Here is a 22,630-nt window from a genome sequence, read left to right as displayed (position 1 = left end):
CAGGTTTACAAAGCACTATCGCTTACCTGACCGGGCTGCACGTATTCTCTGAAAATATTATGAAGCATATTGAAATTATCGGCGGAGGTCTTGCCGGCAGCGAAGCCGCCTGGCAGGCAGTCAAACGAGGTTGTACCGTTACCCTGTACGACATGAAACCCCACAGCTTCAGCCCGGCTCACAGTTCCCCTGATCTGGCCGAACTGGTCTGCAGCAACTCCTTTCGTTCTGACGATATCGGGTCTGCAGTCGGTCTTCTAAAAGAAGAGATGCGCCGCTGCGATTCGCTCATCATGAGGGCCGCAAATGAATGTAAGGTTCCTGCCGGCAAGGCACTGGCTGTCGATCGCGAGCAATTTTCAGCCTATGTCACCGAGGTCCTGAAAAATCACCCGGATATTGAGATTGTTCACAAGGAAATAACCGAGCTGCCTTCGCCAACCGAAAACACCGTTATTCTGGCCACTGGTCCACTTACTTCCGAGAACCTTGCTGAATCTCTTATCAGGCTGACCGGCAGAGACCGCCTCGCCTTTTATGATGCCATAGCCCCAATCGTCAGCGCAGAATCGCTCGATAAAGAAATCGTCTACCAAAAATCACGATACGATGACGGCCCGGGCGACTATCTGAATTGCCCCATGAATCAGGAACAGTACCTTCATTTCATCACCGAACTGGCAAACGCCCAGTGTGTACCTTTGAAGGAGTTTGAAAAACCAAAATATTTCGAAGGTTGCCTGCCAGTTGAAGTAATTCGCTCCCGAGGCGATGAAACCTTGCGTTTCGGCCCAATGAAACCTGTTGGTCTCGCAGATCCAAGGACCGGTGAAGATCCATACGCTGTAGTTCAGTTGCGCATGGAGAACACGGAAGGTACCACGTACAATATGGTCGGCTTTCAAACTAAATTGACTTACAGCGAGCAAAACAGGGTATTCCGGCTCATCCCCGGGATGGAAAATGTTGAATTCGTACGTTTCGGTTCCATCCACCGCAACACCTTCATCTGCGCCCCCGAACTGCTGGAGCCAACCCTCGAATTCAAATCCCGCCCCGATATGCTGCTCGCCGGTCAGTTATCCGGTGTGGAAGGGTACGTCGAATCCGCAGCGATGGGTATGCTGGCTGGAATCAACGGAGCCAGAAAAGCAAACGGTCAATCACCTTCCGTGCCACCGCCCGAAACCGCACTGGGAGCCCTGGTGAGGCATCTGACGGAAAGCGATCCCAAACATTTTCAGCCCTCAAATGTCAACTTTGGCCTGTTTCCAGCCTGGAAAAAGAAAGTACCGAAACGGTTTCGCGGCGAAAAGCGAGCAGAGGCGGGCCTGGATGCACTTAAAAACTGGCTTGAAAGTGACCAGATCATTTAAGCCCTGCAGTCTGTCGGCGTCTCGTCAGCTTATCTCAGTTCAAGGCATGGGTAGAGTATCAAGCAATGCCACATGATCATATCGGGCGGGTTCATTTTCTGCAGAATACAATAAAAGTACGCTGGAAAGTGAACATAACGAGACTTCCCACAGAACGCTATAATTGGTTGGGTCCTGGCGCCACACATCTTTAATACCGATGACTCATTTCCCCAGGTCTTGAGCATTTCCAAAAACTTCCTGGCCGAAACCGGCTTGGCAAAGACGTACCCTTGAGCCTCGTCCACGCCCATATCGTGAACGAGGTTCAACTGCTCCAGTGTTTCCACACCTTCTGCCAGCATCTTGACGCCAAGGGTGTGCCCCATTGCGATGACAGGAAGTAACTACACTGGTGAGCACACCTGCTGTATCCGGCAATTGCATTTTTGGCAACCGCTCCAGTACAACTTGCTGAATTACTTGTAAATGTCAACCCACTGTTCATTTTCCCGTCGGGCAATGATTCCGGAGTCTACTGATAGATTAACTTTATCAAGTTCCTTTTCAGGATCTCCAACAAAGGTCCAGCTCAGGAAAGACGGAGAAAAGGCAATTGGTGGCAATTAAGATAATAACTGAAGAATACAGTTATACGAAGGGTGAACGAATTAAATGCTTTCCGGCAGGGGCTCTTCAACAAAACCCCAATAAGGGTAATCAAGCCTGTACCGGGCAACAGCCCCAGGGCTATATTCTCTTGAGGCAACGATATGCAACACACAGGACCGGTTGCTGCCACCAGAGGTCTCATTAAAAAGGACCATGGCATTATCTGCGCTGTATTCGATATCGCCGGAACCCTTGAATACCCCGAGATGTGGCATCTCCGAATAGGCTTTCTCCGCACCCCGGGACAGCTCTGAGATCACCAGGAAAGACACCTGCATTTCATCGCGGATCGACTCAAGCTCACGCAACCAGGCGTCAATACCTGTTCTGCGCTCACTCAAATCCTTGAATGGCAGCTTATGCAAACTGTCTATCACTACGACCACATAATCTTTACGGGTCTCGTGCCGCAAAAAGTCGACATGTCTGCGCATCAGTTCCGGCTTAACTTTCCGGTCATTGATAACCCTGAAATTATCGAGCATACGTCTGAGCCTGGCCAGAGCTGACTGATATGCTTCATGCTCATCCGGGTCAAGGTTGGTACTGGTAAGACGCTTCACTTCCAGCCTGCTCAGGCGGCTCAGGATACGTTGATATACCTGCTGGCGACCATTCTCAAAATCGTAATAGAGCACAGGCACACCTGCCTGGGCCATCTGGCTTGCAAGCTGAATAGCGAAAGCCGACTTACCTACCTTGGGAGCGCCACCAATAATATTGATGCCATGAACACCATCCAGTGCAGAATCAAATAGCGGGAAACCTGTTCGCAGCCCTTCATAAGCTGCGCCACCCTTGTCTTTCAGCCTCTGAATAAATTGCAAATATTCCCGTTCAGGTGAGGCAAACGGAGAAAAAGCAGTGGAGTTGCGGATCATTTGACCGAAAACCTGCCGCACCCCTTTACCCTCCTGGCGAGCCAAATCGCATATGCCAAAGTTCCTGGCCGACTTCGACGGCCAGCGCAGAATACGCACCTTGAAACCTATACGCGAGGCCATCTCACGGGCTGCGCTCATTCCTTCTGCACTGTTTCTGATCAGCACGAAAACCGTTTTCACCTGGTGCAGTAACTCAGGGGTGATTGCGTCAAAGGCCTGATGATGTGGCACAGCGATACCGGGGTAGCCCATCTGTTTCAACACCAACAACTCCTGCTCACCTTCCACCAGAAACAAGGCTCCATCCGTACAGCGGGCAATATCGGTGAAATTAAAGATTCGATACGGATCGCTGCTGAAATGTTCTTCCCCCTGCCAGAAAAAATCATCATCCCTTTCCGGGTGAACACAGCGAATAGAGTAGCAATTCCCATCTGCCTGAATGTATGGATAGGTAATGTAACGACCGTTAAACCCCACTTGATTTTCGGCCAGCACCTCGCGGCTGACCCCAAGTTGCTGGAAAAAATCCAGTGGCTCTTCCCGCAACCGGTCCCGGCAGGAGATCATCTCCTCATTGGAGTTCCCCATGGGGAATTCAAGCAATTTTTTCGCGCTCTCCGCGTCTGGATCGTAACCGGGAACAGTCTCGGGCGAAAGCCCGGTCAATGTACCAAAGTATTGGCTGAAGCCACCAGGAATACATCGCGCTAAACATCTGAAATAACCGTGAAAGAAACTGGAAGGGTTCAGCGTGACCACAAGCTTTGCCGGTGGAGAACCGTTGCCGGTTCCACAAAATGGGCAGTCGGCGAGATAAATGCCACGATCCTGCCAATGGCCATCATGTTGCCGTAACTGGTCAAAGTAAAACCTGGAGACAGGATCGTCAGGGTTGCTCATGGACTTCTCTTGACTGGGAATTTTACCATCAGGGCAGATCAGCTCCCTGATATTGTGTCAGGAATTTTCCTGAGCGCAGCCAATCGTGTAATTTGCTCGATCTGCGCTTCAGTGAGACCTTTGAAAAAATGGGTATGAATGGAGTACTCCATCTGCATCACGTTTTTCTCACGCACCGCCACAATCTGACCGTGGAAGGTAATAGTCTTCTCGCCGCCTTCCCCATAAGGGAGAAACAGCTGTATGGAACGACCCAGCATAAGCCGGGCATTATCTTTTCTGGTAATACGCATCAACAGAGAAAGACCACCACGGGAAAGATCAATGAGTTCTCCCCTTAACTCGACACCAATGCTGCGCTCATCCTCGTTGAGCAGGGCCATCGTTACCCCTGTCGGCTCCAGTGGTTTCCGTAAATGCTCCCGCCTTTCTCTATCGCTGAGTTCAAAAAATTCCCCTGTACTCTCAAACTGTTCACAAAAATGCTTGAGTTTTCTTTCAAGTGCCGGAAAATTTTCTCTCAAGTGCTTGAGCTGTTCAAGCTGCAGCACAGCAACGTCAGTCTGGCCAAGTGCTGATGCGGAGAAGGTCCACGCAGACGCGTCGAAAAAGACATGGGCTCCAAGAATTTCACCCGGTCGCATCAGCTTGAGCAGCACCTCTCTATTCTTTTGACGGTAATGGAGCTTCGCACCACCGGAGTTGATAAAATAGAGCGCACCCTGCTCATCTCCCTGCTGGATAATGACTTCTTCATTGCCATAACGTTTTCTCTCAAGAGCATGATACAGAGTGCTGTACTCTTCAGTACTGAGGGAATCAGTTAACTCCAGCCAGGCATCCTGTTGCAGCCCGCCAACCGAAGTTTGTTTCTCATCCTCAATAAGTTCCGCTGCCCTCATGATATCCTTCAAGGCAAGCGGATCAGCCTGAATGAGCAATTCACGCAGCTTTTCTGCCTGAGGGAATCGTCTCTGCCTGGCCATATTACCAATCAGGCGTATCAACAACTCTCTGGCTGGAGCTTTTTTACCTTTATCCAGTAGCTCGTAAAGCTGCCGTTCTTCATCAAGCCCTGTTACCAACCGTGGCTCTTCACCCTTAGCGCCTTCAGGTTGTCGTCTGCCTCCCGCCCGGAACTGACCGGGTTTTACCTTCATGCGTACCGCTGCGGCTCGCTGGGAATCTTCCAGGTGGTTTACCGCCTCCCTGGCAGCGTCCCATACCGCACTGCCTATTTTTTTGGCCTGACGATTGCCGCGCTGTTCGATAAACTCCTGCAACACTCTCTCCGATTCAGCCTTAGGGCAGCGGGCGAGCACGCGACACGCACTTATAAGCAGGGTATCGCGGAATTCTTCACTGAAGTATTGATAATCCGCGAGAACCTGCTCCAATCCTTTTACCACCTCATGATCACTCATGGGAGCAAGCGCCTTCATGATCTGAAGCTTCATTGCCTCACCGGCGTCGCCCAGACCCTTCAGCAGGACATTTTTGCGTTCATCATCGCTAATCTTGTACAGGCAGTTGAATGCCTCTCGCTGAACACGCATATCCTCGTGCTGCAGATATGGATAGGCTGCGTCAAGGTGCTCTTTTCTTCCTGTCTCCCCCAACAACTTCAGCAAGTTGCGCTTGCCATACCAGGGCATTGGTTCTGCCAGGTATTCAATAATTATATCGGGCAGAAATTGTTCACCATAGGTAAGCAGATCTATGATTTTAAATCTGTTTTGAGCGCTTTCGGCCTGCATCATGCGCTCAACCAGAAAGCGTGATGCAACAGGGCCCTGCAATATAAGCCGACGTGATACAACCTCATCTTTGGGATTCTCAAGACATTCGGTCAATAGGTGAGCGAGTAGCTCCCTGTCGATTTTCCGGCCCTGAACCCTGCCGACCATTTCACGAATCTTGTCATGTTTATTGAGCTTGCCCGAACGAATACGATAGAGCATGGACAACACTCTGTCACCATTACGGTTCTTCCCATCCTGCCAGGACCGACCCATAAATGCCTGCAGACAGACACACGCTCTCTCATAAATACCATCCGCTGTGTCTGAATCCCTCAACCAGATCAGAAGAGGTTCGGCAATCAATTCGAACTGCTCCCAGTGTCCTTCAGCAATAAGGTTTTCACCGATCTGCACCAGGCTCCTGATAAGGCTGATCTGATCTTCAACACCGACACCGGCAAAATAGCTCGACAGCTTGTTCAGTACATCCCTGACCTCGGTCTCCATGCCGTCAGCTATCATCTTCTGTAGCACAAACGGCAAGTGGTCAATAAACTCTTCGCTGTCCAGGACGTCGATATTACCCTGCACCAGTGCCCGCAGTCCTGCCTGGACCCGCTGGGCTTTTCGTGCCTTTTCACCGGCATCAAGAATACTCTGAGCTTTCTCTTTGCCCAGGTTCTGTTTGCCTTTGGGGGTAGCCAGCAGCATTTTCACTGCGCCGTTCAAAAACTGAAGCTGCCGCGAATCACCCTTTTCTGTGAGTCGCAAACGGGAGCTTTTTTTCCTCAATTCACGAATAACACCTGCAAACTGTTCATATGAAATGTGCTGCAGCAGGAACTCACTGAAAATTCGACCACTTTCCACCTGAAATTCCTGGCTCATCAGCAGCGCAAGCACCGGCAATTCAAACTCCTGAAGTGCCATATTTGCAGCCGTCCGCATGAAATCCTGCCGCTGTTCGGCACCAGCAAGCTTTTCGTAGTTGCCAAGAATCTGGTTGAGAGCCGCGGAATTGGCAAAGACCTTATTTTGTCTCAACCCCTCCAGTATGCCACTAAGAGAGGCTATAAAAACCTGCCCTCCCTTTTCCGGCACAGTCAGCATCGAGATCAATTCATCGACTATAATTTTGCGGGATTCACGCCCGAGAAGAACATCGACCAGCTCTTTTGGGACCTGACGCATAACCGCGACACCCCCTTCAACAACTTCAGCCTCCGGCGAAACAGACTGGTCTGCCTCGACATCCTTCTCATCTTTGAAGAAATATTCCTCAACTCCAAGCTTTCTGACAAAACCGAGACCACCACCCTCCTGCTTAATCTGGTCGACCTTGCCACTGAAAACTTCAAGTAGCTTATTAAAGTTGTTTCGATCCAGCCCCGGCTGTATGGTGCATTTCCGGCTGCCCAAAAGCTCGAGTTGTCTATAGACAAGGAGATTGGATATGGAACGGATCGTTCCCTCAGAAAGCAATTCACCACAGAGCAGCAAATCATCACCGACCAGAGCCAGTGAAAAGTCTCCCCTATTTCGCAAATGGTGCTTTAGCGTTTTATAACCGCGCTCTACAGCATTGGTAACCTGGGGCGCATTCGCAGGAAAAGTGCGAATTGTTACGATGGTGTTATTGAGTGTTTTCAGCGTGGAAACATACTCTTGCTGAGTGGCTGCCTCAGTCATATAGCTCTGGCTCCTGTAACAGGGCTGTCAAACCGGCTTGTGCCTTGAATTAAGGATAAAAATAATTAAAGAATCTGGCGCAATACAGTTCGTAAAGAACAGTTGTGAATATCGTACTGAAATTTGCTCTGAATTCCAAGGGATATCAATAACATTCATACTATTCTTCTTTGTGTACCGATCCACTTCACATCAGCCATCAGCGTACCACAGAATGCCTGCAAACTGTTTTCCGCTTCAGTAAAACTGAATAAAGGCTAAGAAACAAACATTTACCAGCAAAAATTCACTCATAACGGGCTGTTGCAAATATGGACAACTCTTTTTTGCAAAAGAGAATACATCTCTATTCTCTGCTTATGCTCTTTGTACCATTTCTACAGTTACAGGTTCAACCTAATTGATTGAAGAGTCTATAATCTTTTCATTTTTTAAGACATTAATGGTTTCAGCCAAGGGGAGCCCAACCACATTGGTATAGGAACCGGAAACTCGCCCGACAAGGAAAGCCCCACTACCCTGAATACCGTATGCGCCTGCCTTATCTAAAGACTCACCTGTTTTCACATAGCTTCTGGCAACAGCTGCATCAAACTCAACAAAGTGTACATCTGTTGCCACAGACAGAACTACTTCCCTGTTCAACTGCCTGTTCAGGAGACAGATTCCGGAGCGAACCACATGGCTGCGACCGGAAAGCGCCAACAGCATTTCAACCGCATCCTGCTCATCAACTGGCTTGCCGAGTATTGTCTCACCAAGACAGACCGCTGTATCAGCCGCCACCACATATTCCCCCGGAAAGAGATCCGCCACCACAGAGGCCTTACGCTTCGCCATTCGCTCCACATAGAGTGTCGGGTCTTCGGCTGTCAGGGGCGACTCATCTATCTCCCGAGCTTCAATCCTGAAATCCAGGCCCAGGTCGGTGAGAAAATCTTTTCTTCGTGGTGAATTTGAAGCGAGAACAAATGGTTTGAGAGTTCTGTAAATCATAAATCGTACGTGCTTGAATTTTTTCTATATACCAAAACGACGAGATTTTTTAACTCCGGTCGCTTCGTCAATATCCTTATAAGGACAACTTTTCTGATATCCTGAAAGGTTAATGTACACTGTCAGCCATGAACAGCATAGCCTCCATCGACAATTATTACCTGCCCATGCACCATGGAGGCAAGATCGCTGGATAGGAACAAGGCGATATCAGCTACGTCACCGGGGGTTGTCAGTCGGCCAAGAGGAGTAGCTTCAACAGATTTCCTGAGAATTTCTTCCCGGTTGGGAAAATGTTTCAAGGCATCGGTGTCAACAGCGCCCGCACTGATGGTATTCACTAGAATACCTTTAGGTCCCAGCTCCACGGCAAGATGCCTCACCAGTGCCTCCAGAGCTGCCTTTGAAGCTCCCACAGTGGTATAATTTTCGATACCCCTGACCGCGCCCAGGCTTGAAATAGCCATTACCCTGCTTCCTGGCCTCATCAGGTGCATGCCATGCTGCACCAGAAACAAAAGAGCACGGGCATTAATGTCCATTGCCCAGTCCCAGTGCCGTGCAGTCAACTCCAATGCCGGCTTCAGGACACCGGAGGCAGCATTACTTACCAGAATATCAAGACGCCCGAAGATATGTTCAATCTCAGCGAACATTCTGGCAAGATCCTCTTCTTTAGCCACATTCGCCTTCACCACATGGCACCTGGCCCCAGCCTTCTCTACCAGTTTCGCAGTCTGTTCGGCATCGCCTTTATGACGCACGTAATTGACAACTACATCGGCCCCGTTCTCGGCCAGACGCAGAGCAACAGCCCGACCAATACCACGGGAACCACCGGTAATCAGGGCCACCTTTCCTTGTACATTTATCATTGGAAACATCCTTCGCCGGTTCAAATGTACTGTTGAAACTCTTTTTTATAGAAATATGTCAGCCGCGGAGAGCGATTTTCACTTTTCTTATGGTGCTCATCATAAGGCGAAAAGGATTGAATCGGATGGGATTCAATCCTTCCGGAGCCCGAAACCCTGAACCGTGGAAGCTTTCGGGATGCTCCATGACATAATCAATGCTTTTCGGATCTGCACCAGAGTGTTTGGCCGCAGCTGCCACCCGCCAAAGGGGGCTTTCATCGAACGGCAGTTCAAGAACGCTCAACAGGGCAGTATCCAGAGCCACCGCGCTATGAGCACCGCCCACACACCCGAGACTCAAGGGATCTCCATCCATCGGGCCGGATCGATGCATAACCCTGATGCCATCGACCAATGAAATATTGTCGGGCAAAATCTCCGACAGTTCCAGAAGAATATTGGCGAACTCGTCATGTGAGCTACCATGACGCATATGCAACCCGGCTTTTTGGATGCCCACTACTGTTCCAAACAGGTTTTTCACCGCACCTGTGACAAACATCTGGTTGTGTGCTTTCAGCTTTGGCAGATTCACCAGCAGATCACATTCAAATGCCTCTCTGGCAATACCCAGGGAAATGCCGTCCCCGACGACACGAACGACAGGACGACTGAAATTTACGGGTTCACATCCGATATCCGCCAGTAGATCAGTCATACCATAATTATCCATCACTGATCTGGTGGAACCAAAGGCTGGAGAATCACCAATTGTAACCTTCGCCCCATGGTCTCTAAACCAAATAGCAGCAGCCCGTAAAAACTCAACGTTGGTGCAGGCAATTTCCTGCCCCCTGCTACTGACGAAATTGGGCTTAAGCAGCACCCGCAACCCGCTGGTATTTTGCGGTAATACCAGTGATGACATAACGCTATTCAACGTATCGCCGAGTCTTGCCCGTTCGTAATCGGGGCACCGGCTGAGAATAACCTGGTGTTTTTTCTGGTATGAAGTCATGGCGGAAGGTATCAACGGTGAAATCGAATTATATACAGGACGATCAAGCCCATTGTTCAATAGAGATAAGAACGCGACCCGTGATGAACAAGTCTCACAGGCGGAGCATATCAGTGGGAAAATAGCTGGAGGTAATGCGACTGTTCACAGCCTTGAGACGAAATCTTTCGGCTGGATAGTACAACATCGGAAGGATAAAAAAAGAAAAACCGACCGAGCGGGGAGCAAGGTCGGTCTTTCTCAGGAGAAAGGAGAGAAGAGATAAAAGCATAATAACCCTTGCACCATCCGTGCCACCTCGCGCAACAAACATGACTTAGACTTATATATCGGCCACTTACACTATTGAACACTCTTCCCGTGGCAGCTTAAAATAGGCCAAATCATACAATTTTTTGTACATTAGCAGTCATCACCGCCAATTTTTCACACCTGTCACAAAATAACAGCAACCTACGCGTCATGTTTTTTTTACTACGACGGCAAACGGCCTCAGTCAGCTGTTTTGAAGTGAATCAACCTGGTTCTTATAACATCTTCATTTTTCTCGACTTCTATGACAAGCTGTGCTGGAATATCCCCTTCCACATCAATAATATTATAGCCAACAGTCCCATTGGACCGGTTCAGATAACTGGTAATGTTTATCTGGTGATTGCCAAAGACATTTGAAACGAAGGCGATCATCCCCGGCACATCGCGATTGATCACTATCAGGCGGGTGTGGATATCATCGGTGGGTATGGATTCTATATTAGGAAAATTTACACTGTGCACCACGTTACCGTATTTCAAGTAAGCTCTCAGCTCTTTAGCAGCCATTTTGGCACAATTTTCTTCCGATTCTGAAGTGGAGGCGCCGAGATGAGGTGTTGTCAGCACTTTCTCATGCCCCACATTCCGTGAGGTAGGGAAGTCTGTGAGGTAGGCTTCAAGCCGATTCTGATCAAGCGCCTCTATAACCGCCTCTTCATCCACAATCTGCTCCCTGGAATAGTTGACCAGGATAGAACCTTTTTTCATTTTGCTTATAAATTCAGCATTTATAAGATACCTGGTCCTGTCATTCAAGGGCAGGTGAATCGAAACGATATCTGCGTCGCCAATGGCATCCCTTAAAGTACCGCAGAGTCTCACTGCAGGGAAAAGCTGATGGATATTTTCTACTGCAGGCGATGGATCGTACCCTTTCACGTTCATGTGTCGCTGGATTCCGCCGTTGGCCAGCCTGGTACCTATCTGCCCCAGGCCGACAACCGCCAGATTCTTGCCACCGATCTCCTCTCCCTTGAAGGCGGCTTTACGCTGCTCAACCACTTCACCTACCTGGCCTGGTTTCAAATCGGCAAGAGACTCACAAAAGCGAATACCCCGATAAATATTGCGCTTCCAGACGCCTATCATCGGAAATACCAGATCCACCACGGCATTGGCATTGGCACCCGGAGTATTGAATACACAAATACCTCTGCTGGTAGCCTCCGCAACGTTGATGTTATTTACCCCCGCACCAGCCCTCGCCACGGCATAGAGCGAAGGATACAGGCCAACATCAACCTGCGCACTCCGCACCAGAATGGCATGGGGATTTGCCTCGTCGGCGGTTACGGTAAATTCCTCCCCGAGCAAACGCAGTCCCTCAGGAGCGATGACATTCAGTTTCTTTATCCTCATGCTGACCATTGCTCCTCCCCCCCCTTTGCCGTGGCAAATTCAAAAGGTTTTAGTCGTTACCGCTCATTGATATACTTCCCCGTCGATTGCCCGGAGTTGCTGTGCCTGTCTCATTTGCCGGATTGTATTCATCCCGATTTTCAGCCTGCCGGAAAACTCAGAACTGCATTGTGCCCATAAAGAGTCTTTTCGCGCTCCTGCAAAAATGCAATTCGCAACGCCTGAGCACCCCTTTCGTCAAGTTGCAGAAATCTCGCAGCCTGACTGGAAATTTTCAAAAACACCGACCGCTTAAAAAACTGATTTCGGTTTTTATATGCAAACACTCCGGTAAAATTGTCTGGTAACTCTTTGAATAACAGGTCCCTGGTTGCGACCATATCCTCCTCATTTTCAGGAATATCCAGAAAATCGGGAAGCTTTCGAAAGCCGCAACGCAGCCAATCGTATCGCAATAGCTCAACAATCAGTTCCCGATCTGAACGATCCTGACAGAGCTGATACAGAATCGAACAGAGGGTCTCCTGGGTCAAGGCTCGATGCAAAAACCCGCTTCGCTCCCCCACTTCAAGTAACCTGCTAAAAAAATTGTAAATATCTTCATCCTGCAGGCGCAAATATGCCCAGAACGAGACAAAATATCGATTATTATAAAATTTTTCCACACACTCACACAACCAGTACAGTTCGCTGACCTGCTCATGATTGAGCCATTTATTGGCAAATATCGAATATGGTGGATGACTGCTGTGTCGGTAACCATATTCATCAGCCCCATGGCAGATAGGCGTGTCTGGTAAAATTTTCAACAATCCCATCTGAATATAGTGGGCTCCCATGGCAAAAACATCTGCAAACGATCTGGCAAAACTTTCTTCGGTCTCGTATGGCAGGCCGAGGATGAGATCCACATGAAGATGAATGGTGTTCAACTCCGCCAGGCGCTTGATGATTGGGTGCACAGCCACCTTATCAATTCGTCTGCGGATAGCTGTCAGCGTCTCATCATTGGTTGACTGAATACCGATCTCGAACTGAAATCGCCCATGCTCCACCTTTTTCAGCAGTTCATGCATCTCTTCACTAAACCTATCCGGTGCGATCTCGAAATGAAACAGGGTGTCGCAATCCTGCTCGATAAGAAATTCCCAGATGGCGTAGGCCCGCTCCGGTATGTCGTTGAAGGTTCTGTCAACAAAGCGTACAACTTTCGGTTTATACTTGAGAATATCCAGTAGCTCAGCTTTTACCTGCTCAAGATCCTTATGAAAAAGCCCTCTTTCAGCCGCTGACAGGCAGTAGGTGCATGCATAGGGGCAACCTCTTGATGTCTCATAATAAATATGCCGGTTTTTCAGGTGATCCTCAAAATCATCTTCGCAAAAGGGATAATCAAGTGTCCTCTTTGGCAGCTTAAAAAAAGATCCCTGGTATTTCGGCTTGAGTTCACCGCTATCGAGATCAGCATAAAATGCGGGATCAATTCCCTCAAACTCACCCACAACCATACTGCACAGCCCTTGTTCAAGGCTCTCCGAAAGCACCCCTGCCTGTGGGCCTCCGACTACGATCCGACAATCCGGCAGACAGTTCCGCACGTCTCGCACCAGCTGCTCTGTTTTATCGCTGTTCCAGATAGCTGCCGAGAAAAAGACCCCAAAAGGCTGATCCTCTGTGATTCGCAGAAGGCTTTCGTACATATTGTCGTTGATGGTCAACTGCAGAATTTCAATTTCTGCCTCGGGATAATTCCTGCGCAATTCATTGCGCACATAAAAAAGTGCCAGACATGAATGTATGAATTTGGCATTGAGGGCTACCAACTTGATTTTACGGCCCGATTGAAGATCGTTGTTTTTTTCTTGGCGTTGCGCCTTCATTATCATTAGTTTCTACTCGGATGAAATAATTTGACGTTTTTTCTGCTATGAAAACAATATAGTGAAGTGGGAGTGACGGTCAAGTCTGACGGCAAAACCTCTTCTTCATAATCTGAGACAAAAATTTAAGGCCTATCATGAATTCCAGCCACATCCAGCATACACAGCGAGTGATGGCGCACCCGCACCGGCCGCAATCTTCCATTTTGATTCTGCTGTTTACGCTGCTGTCACTTGTCTTTACCACAGCTCTTTCTTGTCTCGCGGCAGCTGAAAGTGAGAGCGAATCAGCAGATTATCATCTTGCCATCAGCTTTGATCTGGTGCGCGGAGAAATCACGGGAACGGCGCAAATATCAATTCCGGCGGGTGAAGAATTATCGCTGAATCTTGGCTCGCTGAAGATAACAGGGAAAATGCTGAAAAGGCAAGACGGCAGCAATCAGTCAATTACCCTGCCACAGTCAACCTCTTTTTCAATTCCGGCTGCGAACCAGGCCAGAGAACTTTTCCTTTCCTATACCAATACCTTTTCGCTGGATGATGAAAACCTGATAAGTGAAAAAGGAATAACCCTGCTGAGTGATTGGCATCCGGTTCCGGATAAGAAGATGCGCTTTACTCTTTCGGCCCGTTTACCTGAAAATTTCACAGCCATTACCGAATCAGACTATTTCCCGCTCGTCCGGGATGGCAACCAGTTCTCGGCCACTTTCAGCAATGCCTTATACGGTTTGCATTTTGCCGCAGCGCCCTATTCTGTTTCTTCGCTAAAAGTCCGCCAGGGGCTGCAGGTCTACGCCCTCTTTTTCCCGGAGGATGCCTCACTTGCCCGGGGCTATCTCAACAAAGCGCGTGACTATATTTTGAGATACGAGAGAGAAATAGGTCCCTTTCCATATAACCACTACGCGATTGTGGCCAACCGCCAGCCCACGGGGCTTGGAATGCCCACCTTCACCCTGCTTGGTCAGGCTGTGCTGCGTCTGCCCTTCATCAAGGATACCTCACTCGGCCACGAAATCCTCCACTCGTGGTTCGGAAACAGTATCGAGGTTGATTATCAACACGGAAACTGGTGTGAAGGTCTCACCTCCTATCTCGCCGATCACGCCTACCGAGCCGACCGTGATGAAGGGATGGCATACAGGAAAGAGGCTGTGCTCAACTATCTCAGCTACGTCAATCAGAGCAATCAGATGCCTCTCGCATCTTTTACCAACGCCAGCCATAACCAACCACTTGCTCAAGCGCGCCGGGCAATCGGCTACTCGAGGGCGATGATGCTGTTTCATGAATTGCACAGCCGCCTCGGCAGTGAACTTTTCCTCAAAGGCATCAGGACATTTTACCAGGATTATCGTAACAGCAGCGCTTCGTGGCACGATATCGAGGGAATCTTTACTCAAACGTCCCAGCAGGATCTCAGCCGTTTTTTCAATGAACGATTGAGCCGTGAAGATAAACCGAATCTTGCGATAGAACAGGTTACACTTCGTTCTTTTGCTGACACCCATGCACTCAACTTTAAATTGAGGCAAAAGACCCGGGAACCATACCAGCTGCACATCCCCGTACGTGTGGCCACCACCCAGGGAGAAGTTTGGTTTACAGTGAAAACTGAAAATATCGAACAGGAAATCACTCTCGAACTGGACAGCCCTCCACTGGGCTTCACCCTTGACCCGCAATATGATTTTTTCAGGATGCTGTCAGAAGACGAACGTCCGGCTGTCTGGTCACAATTTATGGGTGCTACTGAGAAAATCGCCCTGTTCTCCGGCGCCGACACACCACACGAGTACCAACCTCTTCTTGAACAATTACAAAATGATAGTTTAAAAATTCAAAATGACGATTACACGGGCAATAGCGAGTTAGCTGAAAGCAACCTGCTCTTTCTGGGCCTGGCTGGAAAACATGTCCAGAGTCTTTTCGGCAGCCCCAGTCATCCCGGCAACGGATTTACCCTGGAGGTACGTCCCAATCCCCTGAATCCAGATCATGTCACAGTACTCGTCACCAGCAGCGGACCGGCACAAGCAGCCTCGGCCGCGTCAAAGCTCAGTCACTATGGCAAATATTCTTTTCTGCATTTTGAAAATGGTCATATCAAGGCCAAAAGAATAAACGACAGCTTCAATGGCATTCAGATTGCCATCGAGCACCTTCCCCGGGGCGGTGCCACCAGCAATCTCCAGAGTTTTGGCACGATCGCCGATCAGCTTAGCAACAATGATGTCATTTACCTGGGTGAGCAGCACACCTCAATGAGCGATCACCGCCTGCAGCTACGGATTATCGAGGCAATCCACGCTAGACATCCCGATATAGCCATTGGTATGGAGATGTTTCCGTACACCAGTCAGGAGGCGCTGGATCAGTATACTGCATACAACTCTGCCATGACCGAGAAAGAATTTTTAAAAGCTTCCGGCTACTTTTCGGTCTGGAGTTACGATTATCGCTATTTTCAGGATATTTTCAGCTTCGCCCGCAAAAATTCCATCCCCGTCATCGGGCTCAATCTGCCGAGGGAAACAGTTTCCACCGTCTACTCAAGCGGTGGAACAGATGCGCTCTCAAAAGAAATTCGCGATAGCCTGCCCCAGCAAAGAGATCTCTCACTACCAGGCTACGCCAGACAGCTTCGTCAGATGCAATCGCTACACCAGCAGGGTGGGCACGGCTCGGGTTATGCGTCGGGCTTTATCCAGGCACAATCGCTGTGGGACGAGACCATGGCTGAGGAAATCACAGATCACCTCAACAAAAATCCCGGCCGCAAACTCATCGTGCTTGCCGGCTCCCAGCACACCAGAAAAGATTTTGGCATCCCACCGCGGGTTGCGCGACGAACCAATGTAGAACAGGCTTCAATACTGAATATCTTCAACGGCACGACACCGGACAACCTTGCCGATATTGCCGACTATTTCTTTCTGGTAGAATCACTCGAGCTGCCGGAACCGGGCAAGATCGGTATAAGTATCAACGAGCCCACAGCAGCTGATGCAAATCTGCTGACAATCTCAGCGTTTAACCAGGCAAGCAAGGCGGATGAGGCAGGACTGCGCATCACTGACAGCATCGTTGCTATCGATGATTTCCCAATACATTCCATGGAGGATGTACGGATTGCACTCTTCGCCTCATTGCCCGGCGATGTGGTGCAACTGAAAATACGCCGTACAGAAAACGGTTTTGACAAGGAAATTATGTTTGAAGTGGAACTGATTAAACCGGTCAGAGAACAAGCTCACCCGTAACTGATGAGTACCAGGGAAAGGTCGGTATAGTTAACTCGAATGGAGAAGCGATGCCACCAGCCCTGCCTGCCTTTTAGCCGCTCCCTGTTGAGAGACGGCAACCTGACCGGCACGCTGACAAAGCAGTTGATACTCCTCACGATGATTGCGAAAATAGGAGATTTTATCGAAGATGGCCCTGCCGCCAGTCACTGGCAGGCCGGCCTCTTGCAGATCCATCATCTCCACCGCATCGCGAAAATCCCCCATACTCGGTCCATACATAACAGTACGTCCCCACATCGCTGGTTCCAGTATATTATGGCCGTTACGTTCAACCAGGCTTCCACCGCAAAAGATATAATCAGCAATTGAATATATCTCAAAAAGCTCTCCAAAAAGGTCGACGATAACGACATCGTGCTGTCGCACGTGCCCTTCTTTCAGCGCGCTATAGCGATCAAAGCGTACTCCATGCTCCATGAGCATCGTCTCCACCTGTTCCAGCCTGTGCAAATGACGCGGGGCGATGATCCAGACGAGCTCTCCGCTCAGTTTCAAGGCCTTGTATACCGGAAGCAGAATATTCTCCTCGCCGGTATGGGTGGAGCCGCAGACGAAGACCTCTGTCCCCTCGACTATCGACAGCGTTTTTCGGCAACGGTCCCGCACGTCGGTCGGGCTTTCAGGCAGTTCCCGATCATACTTCAGGTTGCCGGTGACAATAACTTCTTTAGGACCTATACCCAAAGAGACATAGCGTTCCTTGTCCGACTCGCTGATCATGGTGAGGACGGTGAAGTTTTCCACCACTTTTTGAAAAAGCCAGGCATGCTTCTGATAGCTGGTTACAGATTTATCAGACATCCTGCCATTGGCGAGCAGCGTCGGTATAGAGCGATTATTCAGTCTGCGCAGCAGCACCGGCCATAACTCAGTCTCCAGACACACATACACATCAGGATCGATTTTTGAGATCACGCGTCCCGCTATACCCGGCACATCCAGCGGGGCCAGCTTGCAGATTACATCGTCGGAAAGCAACTCGACAGCAAGCTTTCTTCCGTGTATTGTCATGGTGGTGACAACGTATTCCGCCTCGGGAATCTCTTTGCGCAATTCAGCTATCAGGATATCGGCAGCATGTACTTCACCGACAGAGGCGGCGTGCAGCCAGATGCGGGCTTTACCTTTTTTCCGGGCAAGCCTGCCATATAATCCCAGACGCTGATGCACTCCCTCCCTGTGTTTTCCCGTAATGAGAACATAGGCGAGTGTAAAAGGCAGTAAGAGATAAAAAAGTAGTGTCAGTATTAGCTGGTACAGAGTATACAAACGGTTCCTCTTTGGGGGACCTAAGTGTTAACGGGTTGCCTGAATAAGCCGGATGTGTTTACCACCGGCCTATAAATCAGGTCAATAAACCCCTAATGCGAACCATCGTCAACAACCAAAGCGTTGTAAAATTCGACATGTCCATTTGCATGTCCTATTTATATCAGGTAATTACTCGAAAAATGCTCTTTTTTTAAGGAACCACCCTTTTCAAATGGAGAAACCATGCGTAACGTATCAATTTCGTTTGTACTCATTCTGATTACGTTAATTTTTATCGGAGAACCAATAATGGCAAGAGAAAATCTTCAGGACGGCATGTACGCCAAGTTCAACACCTCTAAAGGTGAAATCATTTGCTCCCTCGAGTTTGAAAAAACTCCCCTTACAGTAACCAACTTCGTTGGCCTGGCTGAGGGCACCAAAGAACTTGGCGGCGGCGCCAAAATGAAGGGCGACAAATACTATGACGGCCTCACCTTCCACAGAGTCATCCCTGACTTCATGGTTCAGGGTGGTTGTCCGCTCGGTTCAGGAACCGGCGGACCCGGCTACACCTTCCCTGATGAGATTGATCCAAGTCTGAAGCATGAAGGCCCCGGCATTCTCTCTATGGCAAATGCAGGACCCGGCACCAATGGCAGCCAGTTCTTCATTACCCACGTACCAACCCCATGGCTGGACGGCAAGCACACTGTTTTCGGCAAGGTAGTTGAAGGCCAGGACATTGTTAACGCTATCGCCCAGGGCGACACTATCAACAGCGTGGAGATTATTCGCGTTGGCGCCAAAGCTGAAGCGTTCAAAGCTGACCAGGCCGCTTTTGATGCACTGCTCGCTAACTTCGAAAAGAACCAGCGCGACAAAGAGCTTGCCGCCATGGAAGCTGAGGTGAACCTCATCAAGCAGAACTGGCCTGATGCAGTAAGCACTCCTTCCGGTCTCAAGTATGTTCTGGTCGAAGAAGGTAAAGGCGATGCCACCCCTTCATCCGGCGCAATGATCAAAGCTCACTACACCGGAAAGTTGCTGGACGGCACCAAGTTTGATTCTTCCTACGATCGTGGCACCCCAATCGATTTCCCAGTTGGCCAGGGACGGGTTATCAAAGGCTGGGATGAAGCATTTCTCGGCATGAAAAAAGGTGAGAAGCGAGTGCTGATTATCCCGCCTTCCCTCGGTTACGGTCCTCAGGGACGTGGTCCTATTCCACCAAACGCGTACATGATCTTTGACGTGGAGCTTGTTGACTTCTAACAGCAACTCTCCAGGTAGCCCGATTTTTTTCATGACCGGGCGAGATACCAGTACTGCCTGAGCGGGGCCTGTCGAATGCGACAGGCCCCGTTTTTTTTATATCTTCTCGGTGTATTTCTGCTCGGGATTTTCGCCAAAGCCGTTCACCGCCTGTTCGCTTCTCTTGTTACGGAGAGTTGACCAGAATGGCCTGAACAAAGAACTGTTCTCACCAAAACTGCATAGCTGCTCAAACATCGGCTTGGTCACTGTCAACGCCATCACCTCCGGTGGCAGATGCTCCCGCATCAGGATATCCGTAGAACCGATTATCGCCTGGGGAACATTCAGATCTTTGAAAAGTGCCGCAAGCTGGCCACAGCCCGAACCAAATGAAGAGATAATCGGTTGAGCATCGGCTGGGCCATTTTCGTATTCACAACCTGTAAGCAGCAGGCTCAGCTGGTCAGGATTGACATACAAGGTGATTGTTTTCAAATACCTGTCCTGCCCCTCTTTCAGCGGGCCGACGATAAGATGGCTCTCCTGCGGCTCGTGGGGGGGATGGTCTTCCAGCCAATTTTCCATGAGTTCGGCCGTCGCCTTGAGCCCCTTTCGTTGGCTGTAGAAGTGCCTCATCTTCTCCTTCGACGTTGCCTCTATTCCACACAACCAGTATACCGCCCCACGACACCCTTCACTCTCCCGGTTAACCAACACGCAATGGCCTTTCTGCCAGTTTTCATAACTGGAAAATATACAACGCCTGGCAAGCACCAAAGGTGCGAACGGCAGGGTATGAGGAGCATCATAGACTCCAACAACGGGTGTTTCTATCCCAGCCAGCTCCAGTATACCGGTTGCTCTTTGTCGCAGTTCAGTCATGTATCACTCTTCCCAGCTGAAAATTTCACTCAAATAACGTACCCAGCGAGCTCTGTTTCACAAAGACAGACGAAATGGTCAGACAGAACACCGTTGGTTCCGGTTTAAAGTCCATCTGTAAAGGCATACCCTCTATTCCATCACGTTTCACTTGCCCTAAGCAAGTAAAAACAATCATTCCCTTTAAATATCAAGCTTTTTTGCCCTTTTTCCAGTTTAGGGACCGACATGGTAATGATAGGTTTCACTACCATTTCATAGCCAATGTTTCCACATTGTTAATTCTCTGCAGGTTGCTACTTTGTTTATGTATGAAACAGTAACTACAATGTTCCACGTACCCAACTGGAGAGAGTCATGAAAAAGATATCCTTATTTATACTGACAATAGTGATGAGCACTTTACCTCTTTCCCTGCAAGGGATGGAAATTTATAACATGCAGCTCCAGGGCTCCGGCAGCGTCCGTTACATGGGTTTTATCAAGGTCTATGACGCCCATCTCTACACCGACCCTACAACCCTGCCCGGAGAGGTGCTCTCCCCTGAATCATCACGATGCCTGAAATTAAATTATGCAGTCAGCCTGACCAGGGAAAATTTCATTGAAGCCGCAGAAAAAATCCTCAATCGGCAGCATGATCCGCTAACTATCAGCAAAGTGCGTCCCCAGCTCGATCTGCTTCACCAAAATTACACAGAAGTCGATGACGGTGACAGTTATGTCCTCTGCTACAATGGAGAAGCTCAGACCACGCGACTGTTTCGGAATGGAATCGAACAGGTTGTCATCCCCTCCGCTGATTTCGCTGCTGTATATTTCGGTATCTGGCTGGGAGAAAAAGAACCGCTCAGTGACAACCTAAGAGCTAATCTGCTTTCAGGTCTTCGAGGAAAAAAGAGCTGAGCGGCTGGTAAATACAATGCAGACACTCGCAAACATAAGGCCCCTTCCTAAACTGTGGATGATCGTTACAAATTTCGCCGTTTACCAACTGAACTGGCTCATTTGCATATTCGGCCAGAATTCTTTTCTATGGCTCGCCCTGCTGCTTATTGCATGTCACATGCTTGTTTCACCATCCCCAGGCAAGGACATGGTGCTGATGGCGATTATTACCATCTGCGGTATCACTCTTGATGGGCTGCTCAAGGCTATCGGGTTTTTCTCATTTTCCAGTGATTTCTGGCCCATCCCGCTCTGGCTCATAACTGTCTGGATGACATTGGGCCTATTGCCAAACCACAGCCTGAACTGGCTGAAGGGGCGATGGCTGCTGTCAGCACTGCTCGGTGCGATTGGTGGCCCTGTCGCCTACTGGGCTGGTGTCCGGCTTGGAGTTGCAAGCTTCAACTGGTCCACTCCCAGTTCTCTTTTGCTGCTGGCTCTTCTCTGGGCCTTATTCTGGCCATTGATGATGTTCTGTGCCTCAAAAGTGTCCCCCAAGACTGAAGTAACTGTGGCGAAGTAACTGTGGCGAAGTCCCTTCCCGAAACAGGTGCTGCCAACTTTACTTGTTGGTACCGGCAACCTATTGTCTGTATTAATGGAAGGGAGTGATTGGAGTACTTCCTTGTTGGCACCCCAGGTTCCAGCTGCATCAACGTCACCAATCGTGATGACTGCTCATTGCCCCGGCAGGGCAGGTCTGTTTTCAACCTTTGTTTCGATGTGTTAGCTATGAGACATTATTTTCCTAAATCCAATATCACCGCACCACTCACTCTGGCTCTCGTCGCACTTGTTATGGCGCTGACTACTTCTGTTCCTCTGGCACGGGCCGGCGAACAGCAGAACTGGACAGGTCATATTGATAACCAGGCATATCTCGACAGGTACTACGGCAGAAGTTCAGAACCGACATCAAGCTACTCGGGTGGAAGTTCGACAGGTTACAGCCATCGCCCCGGCTATGGTGGAGTCACCACCATAGTTGTAGAGAAATCGCGGTATAAATCCAGTCATGGGATCGTACACAGAAACGGCAACTCCTCCTTTATCTATCATGACGGCTATCGACCCAATTATTACAAGCCGGGCCACCCGAAATACAAAAGGAATTATTACAAACATAGCAAACCGAATTACGGCAAGCCTCACTATAAAAAACACCATCCCCCTGCCTATGTTGTCCCGAGACACCCAGGTTACAAATCAAGAAACAACCAGCGATATCCAAAATACCGAATACAAGTACCGCGCAAACATGGTTATTCAAATTATCGCAGTGGTTCCCGTCGCTAACCTGAGCAGCAG

At 49.3% G+C, this 22,630-nt stretch carries 17 protein-coding genes; 7 read left to right on the top strand and 10 right to left on the bottom strand.

The features are described 5' to 3' along the window. Window positions 1–59 precede the first annotated feature (59 nt). Window positions 60–1,376 carry a methylenetetrahydrofolate--tRNA-(uracil(54)-C(5))-methyltransferase (FADH(2)-oxidizing) TrmFO gene (gene trmFO, locus ACN5NT_RS07890; protein WP_136797885.1) on the top strand — a complete coding sequence of 439 codons (1,317 nt, stop codon included), beginning with the start codon at window positions 60–62 and terminating at the stop codon, window positions 1,374–1,376. A gap of 29 nt (window positions 1,377–1,405) precedes the next feature. On the opposite strand, the gene ACN5NT_RS07885 is transcribed toward trmFO, so the two are convergent. The 6 genes from ACN5NT_RS07885 to ACN5NT_RS07860 form a co-directional block, all read right to left on the bottom strand. Continuing rightward, window positions 1,406–1,744, bottom strand: a complete 339-nt coding sequence (locus ACN5NT_RS07885; protein ID WP_419175063.1) for an EAL domain-containing protein — start codon at window positions 1,742–1,744, stop codon at window positions 1,406–1,408. Between the two features lie 282 nt (window positions 1,745–2,026). Beyond that, on the bottom strand, window positions 2,027–3,814 hold the full coding sequence (locus ACN5NT_RS07880; protein WP_136797887.1) for a DnaB-like helicase C-terminal domain-containing protein: 1,788 nt from the start codon (window positions 3,812–3,814) through the stop codon (window positions 2,027–2,029). Between the two features lie 38 nt (window positions 3,815–3,852). Then, window positions 3,853–7,245, bottom strand: a complete 3,393-nt coding sequence (locus tag ACN5NT_RS07875; RefSeq protein ID WP_136797888.1) for a cyclic nucleotide-binding domain-containing protein — start codon at window positions 7,243–7,245, stop codon at window positions 3,853–3,855. 396 nt (window positions 7,246–7,641) lie between these two features. Further along, window positions 7,642–8,241 carry a Maf family protein gene (locus ACN5NT_RS07870; RefSeq protein ID WP_419175062.1) on the bottom strand — a complete coding sequence of 200 codons (600 nt, stop codon included), beginning with the start codon at window positions 8,239–8,241 and terminating at the stop codon, window positions 7,642–7,644. 122 nt (window positions 8,242–8,363) lie between these two features. Continuing rightward, entirely contained in the window at window positions 8,364–9,116 is a 753-nt protein-coding gene (gene fabL / locus ACN5NT_RS07865) for an enoyl-[acyl-carrier-protein] reductase FabL (protein WP_136797890.1), read from the bottom strand. 58 nt (window positions 9,117–9,174) lie between these two features. Next, window positions 9,175–10,116, bottom strand: a complete 942-nt coding sequence (locus ACN5NT_RS07860; RefSeq protein WP_136797891.1) for a DUF362 domain-containing protein — start codon at window positions 10,114–10,116, stop codon at window positions 9,175–9,177. Here ACN5NT_RS07860 and ACN5NT_RS07855 point away from each other — a divergent pair. Further along, on the top strand, window positions 10,115–10,381 hold the full coding sequence (locus ACN5NT_RS07855; RefSeq protein ID WP_136797892.1) for a hypothetical protein: 267 nt from the start codon (window positions 10,115–10,117) through the stop codon (window positions 10,379–10,381). The genes ACN5NT_RS07860 and ACN5NT_RS07855 overlap by 2 nt on opposite strands. 227 nt (window positions 10,382–10,608) lie before the next feature. On the opposite strand, the gene ACN5NT_RS07850 is transcribed toward ACN5NT_RS07855, so the two are convergent. Next, complete coding sequence (locus tag ACN5NT_RS07850) at window positions 10,609–11,790, bottom strand: 3-phosphoglycerate dehydrogenase family protein (RefSeq protein WP_419175061.1); 1,182 nt, start codon at window positions 11,788–11,790, stop codon at window positions 10,609–10,611. A gap of 140 nt (window positions 11,791–11,930) precedes the next feature. Then, the gene (locus ACN5NT_RS07845; RefSeq protein ID WP_419175060.1) at window positions 11,931–13,676 is read right to left on the bottom strand and encodes a DUF4080 domain-containing protein; all 1,746 of its coding nucleotides are present in this window, start codon (window positions 13,674–13,676) and stop codon (window positions 11,931–11,933) included. Between the two features lie 131 nt (window positions 13,677–13,807). Here ACN5NT_RS07845 and ACN5NT_RS07840 point away from each other — a divergent pair, with 131 nt between their 5' ends. Then, window positions 13,808–16,939 (top strand): ChaN family lipoprotein, encoded by a 3,132-nt coding sequence (locus ACN5NT_RS07840; protein WP_419175059.1) that lies wholly within the window; start codon window positions 13,808–13,810, stop codon window positions 16,937–16,939. 30 nt (window positions 16,940–16,969) lie between these two features. Here ACN5NT_RS07840 and ACN5NT_RS07835 read toward each other — a convergent pair whose 3' ends face one another. Beyond that, the gene (locus ACN5NT_RS07835) at window positions 16,970–18,154 is read right to left on the bottom strand and encodes a 3-deoxy-D-manno-octulosonic acid transferase (protein WP_167495789.1); all 1,185 of its coding nucleotides are present in this window, start codon (window positions 18,152–18,154) and stop codon (window positions 16,970–16,972) included. 390 nt (window positions 18,155–18,544) lie between these two features. On the opposite strand from ACN5NT_RS07835, the gene ACN5NT_RS07830 reads away from it, so the two are divergent. Beyond that, complete coding sequence (locus ACN5NT_RS07830) at window positions 18,545–19,510, top strand: peptidylprolyl isomerase (protein WP_228721323.1); 966 nt, start codon at window positions 18,545–18,547, stop codon at window positions 19,508–19,510. 96 nt (window positions 19,511–19,606) lie between these two features. On the opposite strand, the gene ACN5NT_RS07825 is transcribed toward ACN5NT_RS07830, so the two are convergent. Then, the gene (locus ACN5NT_RS07825; RefSeq protein ID WP_419175058.1) at window positions 19,607–20,374 is read right to left on the bottom strand and encodes a DUF169 domain-containing protein; all 768 of its coding nucleotides are present in this window, start codon (window positions 20,372–20,374) and stop codon (window positions 19,607–19,609) included. 357 nt (window positions 20,375–20,731) lie between these two features. Here ACN5NT_RS07825 and ACN5NT_RS07820 point away from each other — a divergent pair, with 357 nt between their 5' ends. The 3 genes from ACN5NT_RS07820 (at window position 20,732) to ACN5NT_RS07810 (ending at window position 22,618) form a co-directional block, all read left to right on the top strand. Beyond that, window positions 20,732–21,280 (top strand): chalcone isomerase family protein, encoded by a 549-nt coding sequence (locus tag ACN5NT_RS07820; RefSeq protein ID WP_419175057.1) that lies wholly within the window; start codon window positions 20,732–20,734, stop codon window positions 21,278–21,280. A gap of 16 nt (window positions 21,281–21,296) precedes the next feature. Further along, window positions 21,297–21,845, top strand: a complete 549-nt coding sequence (locus ACN5NT_RS07815; RefSeq protein WP_136797900.1) for a DUF2878 domain-containing protein — start codon at window positions 21,297–21,299, stop codon at window positions 21,843–21,845. 209 nt (window positions 21,846–22,054) lie between these two features. Further along, window positions 22,055–22,618, top strand: a complete 564-nt coding sequence (locus ACN5NT_RS07810; RefSeq protein ID WP_419175056.1) for a hypothetical protein — start codon at window positions 22,055–22,057, stop codon at window positions 22,616–22,618. Window positions 22,619–22,630: the final 12 nt, after the last annotated feature.

The sequence above is a fragment of the Desulfosediminicola sp. genome, from assembly GCF_048381775.1.
GTDB lineage: Bacteria > Desulfobacterota > Desulfobulbia > Desulfobulbales > Desulfocapsaceae > Desulfopila > Desulfopila ganghwensis.
This window is presented reverse-complemented; position numbering and strand designations above follow the sequence as displayed.

What these genes read in the sequence shown, in the direction of transcription:
- trmFO (WP_136797885.1), top strand. Translation starts at nt 60, where the DNA reads ATGAAGCATATTGAAATTATCGGCGGAGGTCTTGCCGGCAGCGAAGCC.
- ACN5NT_RS07885 (WP_419175063.1), bottom strand. Translation starts at nt 1,744, where the DNA reads ATGGGGCACACCCTTGGCGTCAAGATGCTGGCAGAAGGTGTGGAAACA.
- ACN5NT_RS07880 (WP_136797887.1), bottom strand. Translation starts at nt 3,814, where the DNA reads ATGAGCAACCCTGACGATCCTGTCTCCAGGTTTTACTTTGACCAGTTA.
- ACN5NT_RS07875 (WP_136797888.1), bottom strand. Translation starts at nt 7,245, where the DNA reads ATGACTGAGGCAGCCACTCAGCAAGAGTATGTTTCCACGCTGAAAACA.
- ACN5NT_RS07870 (WP_419175062.1), bottom strand. Translation starts at nt 8,241, where the DNA reads ATGATTTACAGAACTCTCAAACCATTTGTTCTCGCTTCAAATTCACCA.
- fabL (WP_136797890.1), bottom strand. Translation starts at nt 9,116, where the DNA reads ATGATAAATGTACAAGGAAAGGTGGCCCTGATTACCGGTGGTTCCCGT.
- ACN5NT_RS07855 (WP_136797892.1), top strand. Translation starts at nt 10,115, where the DNA reads ATGGCGGAAGGTATCAACGGTGAAATCGAATTATATACAGGACGATCA.
- ACN5NT_RS07860 (WP_136797891.1), bottom strand. Translation starts at nt 10,116, where the DNA reads ATGACTTCATACCAGAAAAAACACCAGGTTATTCTCAGCCGGTGCCCC.
- ACN5NT_RS07850 (WP_419175061.1), bottom strand. Translation starts at nt 11,790, where the DNA reads ATGAGGATAAAGAAACTGAATGTCATCGCTCCTGAGGGACTGCGTTTG.
- ACN5NT_RS07845 (WP_419175060.1), bottom strand. Translation starts at nt 13,676, where the DNA reads ATGATAATGAAGGCGCAACGCCAAGAAAAAAACAACGATCTTCAATCG.
- ACN5NT_RS07840 (WP_419175059.1), top strand. Translation starts at nt 13,808, where the DNA reads ATGAATTCCAGCCACATCCAGCATACACAGCGAGTGATGGCGCACCCG.
- ACN5NT_RS07830 (WP_228721323.1), top strand. Translation starts at nt 18,545, where the DNA reads ATGGCAAGAGAAAATCTTCAGGACGGCATGTACGCCAAGTTCAACACC.
- ACN5NT_RS07825 (WP_419175058.1), bottom strand. Translation starts at nt 20,374, where the DNA reads ATGACTGAACTGCGACAAAGAGCAACCGGTATACTGGAGCTGGCTGGG.
- ACN5NT_RS07820 (WP_419175057.1), top strand. Translation starts at nt 20,732, where the DNA reads ATGAAAAAGATATCCTTATTTATACTGACAATAGTGATGAGCACTTTA.
- ACN5NT_RS07815 (WP_136797900.1), top strand. Translation starts at nt 21,297, where the DNA reads ATGCAGACACTCGCAAACATAAGGCCCCTTCCTAAACTGTGGATGATC.
- ACN5NT_RS07810 (WP_419175056.1), top strand. Translation starts at nt 22,055, where the DNA reads ATGAGACATTATTTTCCTAAATCCAATATCACCGCACCACTCACTCTG.